Genomic DNA, 12,922 nt, shown 5'->3' on the forward strand with positions numbered 1-12,922 from the left:
ACTTTTGCAAAAGTAGAATATTTTTTCATTCTGCCTAGAATATTTTATTGATTTTCAGACAAAACTTATCCCTCAATTATTTTGAACTAATACTTAAAAATTTAAATTTGCAGACTGACTTTTAAATATAATGCATCGTTTTTTCATATTTTTATATTATCTGATTTCTAAAAACAAAACTATTGCTGTATTGAGTGCATTAGGAATCGCGGCTTTGTGTATTTTTTTCGCTTCAAAAATTAACTTTGAAGAAGACATTAATCAGATTATCCCTAAAAATGAAAAATCTGACCTTACGGCCAAAGTTCTTAAACAACTTAACTTTTCAGATAAGATTATTGTTATTATAGAGAATAAATCCGGTGAAGACAGCTTTCAGCTTTCTGAAACGGCAGATATCTTTCTACAGAAAATTGAACCTTTACAAAAATACATTGGCTCGGTTCAGGGCAAAGTAAATGACAATGAAATTTCAGAAACATTTGATTTTGTCAATCAGAACCTTCCTCTGTTTCTGAATGAGAACGATTATAAAGAAATCGGACAGAAACTTCAGAAAGACAGTATTGCGAGGCAGGTGGAGAACAATTATATATCATTAGTTTCTCCTACAAGTCTTGTTACCAAAGAATTCATTAAAAAAGATCCTTTGGGACTTACTTTTTTGGGGATCAAAAAACTGAATGCTTTAAACATCAGTAAAGATTTCAAACTTGAAGACAGCTATATCGTTACCAAAGATGACAAGAACCTCTTATTATTTATTGATCCGAAAAACAAAAGCAATGACACCAAGGGCAATGAAGCTTTTGTGAACCAGCTTAATACGATAAGGGAAAATATTAACAAACAGTTCAAAGGCAAAACTGAAATCAGTTATTTCGGGTCACCGGTTATTGCTGTTGCCAATGCCCAGCAAATCAAAAAAGATATTCAGAATACGGTTATCATTTCAATGACGGTGCTGTTGGTCCTTTTGATCTATTATTTCAGAAATTTCTTCACCCCTGTTATTGTTTTTCTACCCACTGTATTTTCTGTGCTGCTCGCCCTATTGATACTGTATTTTATTAAGGATAAAATCTCAGCCATCTCATTAAGTGTAGGAGCTATTCTCATTGGAATCACCATAGATTATGCCTTGCATATCCTCACTCATTATAAGCACAACAATAATATTGAAGAGCTTTACAAGGATATTACACAGCCCATCATTCTTAGCAGCGCAACAACGGCTGTTTCTTTTTTATGTCTGGTTTTTGTACGCTCTGAAGCATTGAAGGACCTCGGTCTTTTTGCAGCTATCACTGTTATTCTATCGTCTATCAGTGCATTGATCATCGTACCTCAACTTTATAAGCCTAAAAAAACATCGGAAAAGCACAATACAAATTTCATAGACCGAATCGGTTCATATCCTTATGAAAAAAACAAACCTCTACTTATTGGCTGTTCTTTAATTATTCTTGCCTGTTTATTTGGCTTCAGGCATGTAGGCTTCAATGAAGATATTGGTGATCTGAATTACATTCCCAAAGAGCTGAAAATAAGTGAGGCTAAACTCCAGAAGCTTTCAGACATCACTTCAAAGTCGATATACACCATCTCATACGGAAATTCCGAAGAAGAAGCATTGGCCCGGAACTCAAAGTTGAGCCAATTTCTTGAAAAAGAGAAAAAAGATGGAAAAATTTTAAGCTACAATTCAATTGGTAATATTGTACTTTCCGAAAAAGATCAACAAAAGAAATTGGCCGAATGGGAACGTTTCTGGGATACCAACAAAAAGAATAACACCGTTGCAGAGCTGATCAGCAACGGAAATAAATTTGGTTTCAACAGTTCGGCTTTTGATCATTTTAATGATGTTTTACATAAAAAATACGCAGTTTTAACATTGAAGGACTATGAAAGGGTAAAGGCATTACAGATTTCAGAATTCTTAAGCCACGAAAACGGTTTTTACACAGTTTCAAATATTGTAAAGGTTGACGAAAACAAAAGAGATACTTTCATTAAAGATATTGAAAAGAAACATGATGCTCTCGCTATTGACCGCCAGCAAATGAATGAAAATTTCCTTGGTTTATTGAAAAGAGACTTCAGTACTTTAATCAACTATTCTCTTTTAGCCATCGTTTTAACCATTATTATTTTCTTCAGAAATTTTGAGCTGACTATTCTTACCATGTTTCCAATTGTTTTAACCGGAGTCGTCACTGCAGGAATCCTTTATTTTCTAGGTCTGGAACTCAATATCTTCAGTACAGTAGTATGTACATTAGTCTTTGGAGTAGGTGATGATTTTAGTATTTTCCTTACACAGGCCATGCAAAAAGAGCATACTACAGGAAAAAACGAACTTCCAACCTACAGAACGTCCATTATCCTGGCAGTTTTCACTACGATACTTTCCATTGGATCCCTGATCTTTGCCAAGCATCCGGCGTTACATTCTTTAGCACTGGTTGCCTTAATCGGGATGTTCTCCGTGATTATCATTACCTCAACATTATATCCGTTCTGGTTTAGGTTCTTAATTACCAACAGAGCAAAAAAGGGGCTTTCTCCTATTACATTCAGGCTATTTCTTAATTCATTTTTATCATTTTTATATTATGGATTGGGAGGATTGCTATTTTCAGCCTTCGGAAGTTTTTTCGTTAAAAATGCTAAAGGAAAAACATTGGATATTATAAAACTGATCTTAGCCCGTTTTTTAACGTCGGTACTTTATTCAAATCCCTTTGTCAGGAAGAAAGTCATCAGAAATACTTCTGAGGATTTTAGCAAACCGGCAGTGATCATTGCCAATCATACTTCATTTTTAGACACTCTGGCTATTGCTATGGCTACTCACAAAATCATTTACCTGGTCAATGACTGGGTATATGAATCTCCTGTATTTGGAAAGCTGGTAAAAGCATTAGGTTTCTATCCCGTTTCACAGGGTATTGAAAATGGAATGGATAAACTGAAGGAAAAGGTTAACCAGGGATATTCCCTTGTTGTTTTTCCTGAAGCAGAACGCTCTTATACTCATGATGTCAAAAGGTTCCACAAAGGAGCATTCTATCTTGCTGAGCAGTTTGGCTTAGATATTCTGCCTCTTTATATTCATGGGAATTCTGAAGTATTGCCGAAAGGAGATTTTATTATTTACGACGGAAGTATTACTGTAAAAGTAGGAAACAGAATCAGCAAAGATGATACAAGCTTTGGAACAAACTATTCTGAAAGAACAAAAAAGATCAATGCCTATTTCAGGGATGAATTTGCCAGGCTGAGAGAAGAACTTGAGGATGAGAATTATTTTAAAAAGAAATTGTTCCTGAGCTACTTATATAAAAATACTGATGTGGTACAAGAAATAAAGAAAGATTTCAACACCTATAAATCCGTCTATTTTGAACTCAATAAACACATTCCTAAAGACACCAATATTCTGCATATAGCAGATGATTTCGGACAAAAAGATGCTTTACTGGTGCTTTATCAGGCAAGCAGAAAAATCTTTTCATTCATTAAAAACAGTGAAAAAAGAGAAGTTGCCTCCCAAACTTATCTGGTGAAAAACAGGAAGCTTCATTATATACAAGATCTTTCAGAAGTCAATAAAAAAATAGATATCCTTCTTGTTTCAGACGACAGCTTTTCCGTGAACACCATTCAGGTTCTTCCGGAAATTATCATTTTTGTTAATGCAAATAATGCATCATTTAAAAACGAAAATTATACATTAAAATTCAGTTCTGACTCATTAAAAGTATTTAAGGCTGAATAATAAATATGAAAAACATATTTTTGTAACCGTTAAAAAATAGTAATGAAAAAAAACATACTTGTAATATATTATTCACAAACCGGCCAGCTGGAAGATATTGTGAGAAATATTGCCAGACCTTTTGAAGCTCAGAAGGAAGAATATCATGTTACCTATTATAACATTCAGCTGAAGGAAGATTTTCCTTTTCCCTGGCCAGGTGATGTTTTTTTCAATACCTTCCCCGAGTCTTATCTTCAGATCCCTAAAGAAATACTCCCTCCATCGGAAGAGGTACTGAATACAAAGTATGACCTCATCCTGTTTGGTTATCAGGTATGGTATTTAACGCCATCTATTCCTATTATTTCATTCCTGAAAAGTGGGTATGCAGAGAAAATTCTTAAAGACACCCCTGTTGTTACCATTTCCGGGACAAGAAATATGTGGATGCTTTCCCAGGAGAAACTTAAGGTCTATTTAAAAGACTTAAAAGCCAACCTTGTTGGAAATATAGCCCTGGTAGACAGACATGACAATTATACCAGTGTACTAACGATCTTACGATGGCTGACCACAGGGCAGAAGGAAAAGTCGGGAATACTTCCTGCAGCCGGTATTTCTGATCAAGAGATTACAGGATCTGTGAAGTATGGAGAAATCATTAAAAAGCATTTTAAAGATAATGATCTGGAGAATTTACAGCCAGATCTGGTAAAAAACGGAGCCGTTGAGATCCGTCCGTTTCTGGTACGGGTAGAAAAGGTAGGAAATAAAATTTTCACCGTTTGGTCCAATCTGATTATAAAGAAAAAAGAGAAACGTCCATTGCTGATAAAATTCTTTAAGGTATATTTGATGGCAGCGATATGGATTATCTCACCAATCGTTTTGGTTTTACATCTGCTTACAACCCCTATATTTTGGTTTAAAAGACAAAAACAAAAAAGATATTTACAAGGAATTAATTTAAAATAGAATGTACGACGTATTTATAACAAAAGCATCAACATACTTACCCAATGAGCCGGTATCAAATGATGAAATGGAGACCTATCTTGGTCTGATCAATGATGCGCCTTCTAAAGCAAGAACACTTATTTTAAGAAATAATAAAATCACAACAAGATATTACGCTTTAGATAAAGAAGGGAATTCTACGCACACCAATGCGCAGATTACAGCAAAGGCAATCGAAGGTCTTTTTGATGAAAATTTCAAAAAGCAGGATATGAAATTATTATCTGTAGGAACAACTTCTCCGGACCAGATACAGCCTTCACATGCTTCTATGGTTCATGGGGAGCTGAATATCGGAAAATCTATCGAGATTAATACCGCTACAGGTCTTTGTAATTCCGGGATGAATGCTCTTAACTACGGATTTCTTGCTGTAAAAGCCGGTGTACACGAAAGCGCTGTATGTGCGGGTTCTGAGAGAATGTCTGCATGGATGACTGCTGATAAATTCAACCATGAAGCTGAGAATTTAAAATTACTGGAAGAAAGACCTATTATTGCTTTCAAAAGGGAGTTCCTGAGATGGATGCTTTCTGATGGAGCCGGTTCTTTCCTGTTAGAAAATAAACCCCGGGAAAATCAGATCTCTTTAAAAATAGATTTTATTGATTTCTACTCTTATGCTCATGAAATTGAAGCATGTATGTATGCCGGATGCGAAAAGCAGGAAGACGGAAGTTTACAATCATGGGCAGACTATTCATCTGATGAATGGTTAAAGCAATCTATCTTCGCCTTAAAACAGGATACTAAAATCCTTGATAAATATATTCTGGTAAAAGGAGCAGAAAGTTTAAGATCTTCTTTTGACAAACATAATTTGGATCCTGAAAAAATAGACCATGTTTTGGCTCATATTTCTTCAGGTTATTTTAAAGAGGGCTTAAAAGATGAGTTTGCAAAAAAAGGAATGGATTTCCCTTGGGAGAAATGGTTCTACAATCTTTCTGATGTCGGAAATATTGGTGCCGGTTCTATTTTCATTGCATTGGAAGAAATCATGAATTCCGGCAAACTGAAAAAAGGGGAGAAAGTACTTCTTTGTGTTCCTGAAAGTGGAAGATTTGCTTATTCTTGCGCCTTATTAACTGTTTGCTAATGGAGAACAGACTGCCAACATCCGATAAAGATTTTGTAGAAAGCCTTATTCCTCAAAGATTTCCTTTTGTAATGGTACATGAGCTTACAGAATACTCTGAAAAGCATCTGATTTCCGGATTTGAAATAAAAGAAGACAACCTCTTTGTTCAGAACGGAATTTTTCAGGCTTCAGGTATGATAGAACATCAGGCACAAAGTGTCGCATTACACACAGGTTATAAATATTTCCTGCTGGGGAAAGAAGCTCCTACAGGATATATTGGAGCTATAAAATCTTTTGAAGCGGAGGTACTGCCTAAAACCGGAGATCGTCTTATCTCAGAAGTTACCATTCTTAATGAAGTAATGGGAGTAACACTTGTAGATATCGTCACCAGATTAAATGGTGATGTGATTGCAAAATCTCAAATGAAAACTGCTGTAAAATAATTCTAATGGAAATCAGGGAAGACCAAATGATCAATATACACAACTTTCTGCCTCACCGTGAACCGATGTTGATGGCTGATCATATCTTGGAATTAACCAAAGAAAAAGTTGTGACTTCCTTTGAAATAAAAGAAGAGAATATCTTTGTTCATAACAATGAATTCGTTGAAGCCGGGCTGATTGAAAATCTGGCACAAACCTGTTCTTCCATTCTTGGACAGAGTTTTTTCGAAAATCCTGAAGCAGATACGAAAGTGATCGGTTTTATTACCAATATCAAAAAAATTGAAGTTTTTGCCCTTCCGAAAGTGGGGGATAAAATTATTTCAAAAGCTTCACTTGTTTCCCAGTTTGAAAACATTTGCCACATCTTCTGCGAAACGTTCAATCATGATGAATTATTAATCAGAGCTGATATTAACCTTTTTATCCAGGAAGTGTAATTTTTTTCCGCATATCTATAAAATAAAGAAGCCGTCTCACAACTAAACGATGTGGGTTGAGAATCGTTTAAACGAAAAACCCTTCTCATATAGGAGTTCATAAAAAAGGCCGTTTTCACGAGTTGTGAGATGGCCTCTTTTATCTTAAGTTTTGAATATAATAAGTGTAAACTATTCAAATAGCTTTTTCTTGCAATAATTTCTGCTATTTTGTCTTCAAATATGAAATATTTAGATTGAACTCGAACAAAAGTAAGATTGGCTACTAAAACAAGTTCCGCTGCAATTTTAGAAAAAGGAAATGAAATTCTTCCACAGATTTCTTGACCAATAGCATTCTTAATAATATTCTGAATCTCTTGATCTGTTTTTTCTGTAAAATCTACCACACATTTAGAGCATTTTTCACAGAATCTACCTTGAAAAGAATCTTGCTATCTTCCTATTTCTCAGGGCAAGGCATATCTACTCTTATATGTTTTATCATACCGCCAAATTTTTCATTTATTGTTTGTTCAAAATAAATTCATCTCTTGGCATTTCGTTAAAAGGCGCACAATTAGCAGTATTAGTTACTATAGTTTGATCAGTAATATACTTCCAATATATTTGGTTTTTTTCTACATTCGTAAAATGGATTAATATATCTCCTTCTATACATTTGTCTGTAAATGAAAACCAAAGTTTTGTCTTATAGTTCTTAAAACCAATACTTAAAATTTTCGCCTTATTATCAGCAAGATTATAAGTAGAGTACAATTCACTCCCATTTGAATCTAACAATTTATATTTTCCAATTATAGAATCTTGGAAATAATCACTAAGTGAATTGTAATATTTTATTTTATAAAATGTAATAATAAAAGTTTTATCTTGAAATGTTCCTTTCCAAGTTCCTACAAAGGGAGAAAGTTCATTATCTAAATCTTTGTAATACGCACCTGCAGTTCTTCCTCCTTTAGTCTCTAAAGGTATAATCTGTTCTTGTGCTTTAGGGTAAGAGCAGGAAACAAATACTATAAATAGTAATAATAAGTTTTTCATAATATAATTTTTGATTTTATGCGCACAATTCTTCTTTAGGTTCGCCATTTTCATCAAGAGTAATTTTCTTTCTAATTCCATTTTTTATCTTAAACAGTACACAATCTTTTAAATTCATTTTCTTTAATGTTTTAAAAAATAATTTCTGCATATTGTAGTGGCTAATGTCAAAATCTTCTGTTAAATATGCTTGAGCTTCTTTTAGGTAATCATTTCTAAAAGTTGCTTTTTGTTCTTCCGTCAATTCCGGTGGTAAATCTGTTCCATTTCCGTTATACTGTATCTGGTAAATATTAAAATTTGTTCCGTTTCCTCCATATTCTTCTGCAAGCATACCGCCAAAAATGTTACCAAAAGGAATGCTATTTTGCTTTGCATTATGAAGATACGCCAAAAAAGTGTTAATATCTGCGGGAGAAAATATTTTTACAGCTAATTTTGGTTCTACTTTTTCAATATGGGTATGAACATACCCAAAGCTTGTCCCTTGGATCACTAAATGCATTTGATCAGGACTTACTGTATCTGGATTTAATGGTTCTGTTTGCGTTGTAGTCGTACCATTTACAGCAATAGTTTTAAAACCATACCCTGTTTCATGTCCATCTCTTGTATGAGCCTGTAAACTTTCATATCGGGATTTTACAGCCGTGTTATTATAAATAGCTTTTGCTTTATTACAATCAGAATCGTTTTTCAACATTGGTGGCAAAGTCATTAAGTCTCCATCATATGGAGTAGTTTCAGAACCACCATTTCCACCTTCAGAACCACCTCCACCTCCAGGAAAATTAGGATCATTATTTGACCCGGGATTTCCACCCCCGCCTCCACAGGTATTAACTACCGAAATTACGGTAGGGCTTCCCGCTGCTAGGCTTCCTGAAAGTGTACAGCCGGATTCTCCATAAGCATGTTGTCCTGAAGCGCAAACACCATTTTCCCATGTTATTTCTAAACAGCCGATGGCTTCTGTAACAACTTTTTGGTTTTGATTTATAGAAATTTTGCTAATGTCATAAAATTTAATTTTATTAGTCAAATCCACATAATGTCCGGTTAGCATTAAAGCCTTTTCCTCATTAGTCAAATCATATTGGAGTAAAGCACCACTAAAAGTACTGTCAGCATTTTTTTTAAGTACTAAATTTTCAATTTTTGAGGAAGCAAAGCTTCTTTTAATCGGGAAAGTATATGTTTTTTGGGTACCGTTTTCTACCAGTAAAACATTTTCCGTATTAATTATTACACCGTCTAAAATAGAATCTTGCAAACTCTTAGAAGTTGAAATGCTTTTGAATTTTTCGACTTGAATTTTAGTAATTTCTGCTGAAATTTCACTATCATTAAGAATTTTGTTGTTTTTAATTTCAGAAATTTTAAATTTTTTCTTTGATGTCTCCTGATCTGAGCTTTCAAAATCTTCATGAATGCAGGAATACAATGAAAAACTAAAGACAACTAACAGGAGTAGCCTGAAAATTTTTTTGTTCATAAATGTGTTTGTTAGAATCGTAAATATATTAAATAATTCGATAATACACCTTGAGGTGATTATTTTCTACAAAACTAAAATAATTTTTCTTTCAACATCATCGATATTTTGTTATTTTTGATCAAAATATCGATAATATGAGCATAGGCACAAAAGTAAAAAGATTCAGAGAAGCTAAAGGCATTTCCCAAGATGATTTAGCATTACATTGTCATTAAAATCTGAAAAATACGGAGTTAAAAAGATAACACCTTCTCTAGGACAAAACTATAAAACAATATAATTCAAATAATTACATCGTAAAAAAATTACTCCAGGCTTTGATAAAAAAAATATCATACGGATGTATTTCACGTGAAACATTGTACAAATCCGTGAAACCTGCATCATCACAAACAAGCTCATATGAACAATAAAAAAGTGAGACATTCCTGCCTCACTTTTTACTATTATAAATCCAAAAGATTAATATCCGAAGATCTCTTCAAGAGACACTTCCTGGAATTCACCCATTTTGTTGATCGATTCCATATTCAGGTTTTCTTTCTTACCGATGATTGCTGTATTGTATTGTACAGGTTTCACTTCTGTATTGTAGAATCCTGTAAGCTGAGGCAATGTTAGCCCCTGGATTTCTGCATAAGTATCTTTTCTGATATCATAATCAATACCCAGTTTTTTCAGTGCAAGCTGGCTAAAGAAGATATTCGTTCTGTTTACTCTGTTAGAAGCAATCTGCTTCAGGGCAGAACCTCTTGCATTATCAAACTGTGCCGGGATTTGTGGCAATTCTGCCATCAGATCGTTCATTGCACTTACCGCCAAAGGAAGCTTATTAGACTGTGTTCCTATATAATTAGTAACATAATTTGCATGTCCTTTTTCTGATGCATTACCATAAGAAACATAGGCTGAATAGGCTAAAGACTTACTTTCTCTGATCTCCTGGAAAACAATTGAGGAAAGGCCTCTTCCGAAGTATTCGTTGAAAACATTTGATTTTCCAAAATTGCTAAGGTTTACCGTACTTCCTTTTGCCACTTTCGCCATCTCCATCTGCACCATATCATAATTGGTAAAATACACCTTTCCGGTTGTGGCAGGTTCTGCATATTCTTTAGCTTTTGCAGGCTGAAGGCTTGCATTCACAACATAAGGCTTAACCGCTTTCTCCATCCCCGACTGATCCTGTCCGTAAAGGAATATCTGATAAGGATACTGATTCAGTGTTTTAATCTTTTTGATAAGCTCCGTAACATCTATGCTCTCAAGACGCTCTTTAGACACAATATCCGTCATTCTTGAATCCTTACCATACTTGGCATAATTCGAAAGAGCAGCCATGATTCTCCCTTTATCTTTCTTTCCTACGGCTCTGGCCTCCAGGATCGTTTTTACGGTCTGACTGTATATTGCTTTATCTGCTTTTACATTCGTCATCCAGTGATTCATCAGCTCTACCCCTTTTTTCATATTGCTCTCAAGACCGGTCAGGGTAACGATCATCTGATCGTTGGAAGTTCTGATGCTGTTGCTGATTCCCAATTTATAGAATTCTTCTTTTAACTGCTCGGGAGTATATTTGTCTGTACCCAGATATCCAAAAACAGTTCCTGCAATAGAAAGCTCTTTATCATTATCCGTTCCGAAAGGAAAAACATAACTTACCTGGGCAATTTCATTATACTTATTTTTTACAAAACTTACCGTCTTATCTTTCACTTGTGAGTTTTGAATCGCTGTTTTATAATCAATAAACTCAGGCTTGATTTCAGCTACTTTTGTGCTTAAAATACCTTTAAGAAAAGGAGACTGAACATCTCTGTTCAGTTTAATGGGAGTAATTCCCGGGTTTTCTACCCTTACAAGCTTATCATTGACCCCTTTTTCTTTATAAACGACTACGTAATTATCTTTAAAGAATTCATTGGCAAACTTTACCACATCAGCTTTTGTGATCTTCTCATACTGATTGATCTCATCAAGTTCCTGTTCCCATGTTCTTCCCTTAATGTAAGAATCGTAAAGTTCTGTAGCTAACCCGTCTGCCGTTTCCCAGCCTTTCATACGCTGAACTTTCTTATCATTTATAATAGCTTTGAATATCCAGTCCGGAAATTGTCCCTTTTTCACAAGATCCAGCTGATCAAGCAATAACTTTTTAGCTTCGTCAAAACTTTGCCCTTCTTTAGGAGTTACGGTCAACGCAAACAGACCATACATTTTGAACGGTGATTCGTAGGCACCTGCTCCAAGGGTCTTTTGCTTTTGATTAATATTAAGGTCAATTAATCCGGCATCACCATTATTACTTAAGATCTCTGCAACAACATCTGCCAATCTTGCTTCCTGACTTCCATAAGAATCTGTTCTCCATGCCATGGTCATTCTTTGTGTAGACGGACTTTTTACAGTTCTGGAAACCACTTTTGTCATAGGCTCTTCTGTTACCATCTTTTTCATCGGAAGGTCTTTGTATTTGAAAGCACCAAAATATTGATCAACTAATTTTATAGTTTTGTCAAAGTCAATATCTCCCACCAATACGACAGCCATATTATTAGGAACATAATAGGTATCAAAATACTTATGAATTGCTACCATTGAAGGGCTCTTTAAGTGTTCTGAAGTTCCAATCGTTGTCTGCTGCCCGTTCGGGTGTTTAGGGAAAAGAGCTTCCATTAAAGCATAGTTTACAAGACGTCCGTCATTATCCTGAGCTCTGTTGTACTCTTCATACACCGCTTCAAGCTCTGTATGGAAAAGACGCAGTACCAATTCTGAAAAACGCTCTTTTTCTACTCTCAGCCATTTTTCAAGTTCGTTGGATGGGATATTGTTTTTATAAACCGTTTCATCCAGCCACGTATGGGCATTGGTTCCTGTTGCTCCCAGTGAAGAGATTGCCTTGTCATATTCATTGGCAATGGCATATTTTGAAGCCTCCTGAGATACCTCATCTATCTTTTTGTAAAGTTCTTTCTTCTTTGCAGGATCTTTTTCAGCTTTATGCTGCTCATAAAGATCGGAAATTTGCTGTAGCAAAGCCTTTTCCTTTGCCCAGTCCTGAGTTCCCAGATTGGATGTACCCTTGAAGACCATATGTTCAAGGTAGTGGGCTAATCCCGTATTATCACCTGGGTCATTATTAGATCCTGTTCTTACAGGAATATAGGTTTGAATTCTCGGAGCATCTTCATTTTTTGCAAGATAAACCTTCAGTCCGTTTTTCAAAGTATATACTCTTACACCGGCCTGATCATTCTTTACCGTTTCATAGGTATACCCTTGGGCATCCGTAAGTTTTTGTGTCTCGAATTTCTGTGCCATTGCACTTAACATGCAGAAAAGCGAAACAGAAATAAAAAATTTCTTCATAGTTGGTAGTTAACAATTAATTTTATAATCAGATTTCTCAAAAACATTAGTCTCACAATACAATACACTTGTTACAGCAAATCCATTACAAGACAAATAATAAAAGCCTATTGAAGGTTAGGATGATATTCTTTCCGATGAGTTATGTTTAAATTAAAATAATAGTAAAAGCTAAAAACATATTCGATCAAACTTGATAAAAACTCAAAATTATCCTTCCATATAACTATACTCCACGACAATAACTCC

At 34.8% G+C, this 12,922-nt stretch carries 8 protein-coding genes; 5 read left to right on the top strand and 3 right to left on the bottom strand.

Going from position 1 to position 12,922, the window contains the following annotated elements:
• The first annotated feature begins 130 nt into the window (after window positions 1–130).
• Genes LQV47_RS00090 through LQV47_RS00110 form a run of 5 tightly spaced genes read left to right on the top strand, consistent with a single transcriptional unit; the run spans window position 131 to window position 6,756 of the window.
• Entirely contained in the window at window positions 131–3,784 is a 3,654-nt protein-coding gene (locus LQV47_RS00090) for an MMPL family transporter (RefSeq protein ID WP_230032411.1), read from the top strand.
• 42 nt (window positions 3,785–3,826) lie between these two features.
• Window positions 3,827–4,741, top strand: coding sequence for a dialkylrecorsinol condensing enzyme DarA (locus LQV47_RS00095; RefSeq protein WP_230032412.1), 915 nt, complete (start codon window positions 3,827–3,829; stop codon window positions 4,739–4,741).
• A 1-nt stretch (window position 4,742) separates the two neighbouring features.
• Window positions 4,743–5,882 carry a beta-ketoacyl-ACP synthase III gene (locus LQV47_RS00100; protein ID WP_230032413.1) on the top strand — a complete coding sequence of 380 codons (1,140 nt, stop codon included), beginning with the start codon at window positions 4,743–4,745 and terminating at the stop codon, window positions 5,880–5,882.
• Window positions 5,882–6,313: a hypothetical protein gene (locus tag LQV47_RS00105; protein WP_230032414.1), complete on the top strand. Its 432-nt coding sequence runs from the start codon at window positions 5,882–5,884 to the stop codon at window positions 6,311–6,313. The genes LQV47_RS00100 and LQV47_RS00105 overlap by 1 nt, the downstream gene beginning before the upstream one ends.
• A 5-nt stretch (window positions 6,314–6,318) precedes the next feature.
• Window positions 6,319–6,756, top strand: a complete 438-nt coding sequence (locus LQV47_RS00110; protein WP_230032417.1) for an ABC transporter permease — start codon at window positions 6,319–6,321, stop codon at window positions 6,754–6,756.
• A 504-nt stretch (window positions 6,757–7,260) separates the two neighbouring features.
• Here the strand turns inward: LQV47_RS00110 and LQV47_RS00115 are convergent.
• The 3 genes from LQV47_RS00115 to LQV47_RS00125 all read right to left on the bottom strand — a co-directional run bounded on the left by LQV47_RS00115 (window position 7,261) and on the right by LQV47_RS00125 (window position 12,673).
• On the bottom strand, window positions 7,261–7,800 hold the full coding sequence (locus tag LQV47_RS00115) for a DUF6705 family protein (RefSeq protein WP_230032418.1): 540 nt from the start codon (window positions 7,798–7,800) through the stop codon (window positions 7,261–7,263).
• A gap of 16 nt (window positions 7,801–7,816) precedes the next feature.
• The gene (locus tag LQV47_RS00120; RefSeq protein ID WP_230032420.1) at window positions 7,817–9,295 is read right to left on the bottom strand and encodes a hypothetical protein; all 1,479 of its coding nucleotides are present in this window, start codon (window positions 9,293–9,295) and stop codon (window positions 7,817–7,819) included.
• A gap of 465 nt (window positions 9,296–9,760) precedes the next feature.
• On the bottom strand, window positions 9,761–12,673 hold the full coding sequence (locus LQV47_RS00125; protein WP_230032426.1) for a M16 family metallopeptidase: 2,913 nt from the start codon (window positions 12,671–12,673) through the stop codon (window positions 9,761–9,763).
• Between the last annotated feature and the right edge of the window lie 249 nt (window positions 12,674–12,922).

It is taken from the genome of Chryseobacterium sp. Bi04 (assembly GCF_918698085.1).
GTDB lineage: Bacteria > Bacteroidota > Bacteroidia > Flavobacteriales > Weeksellaceae > Chryseobacterium.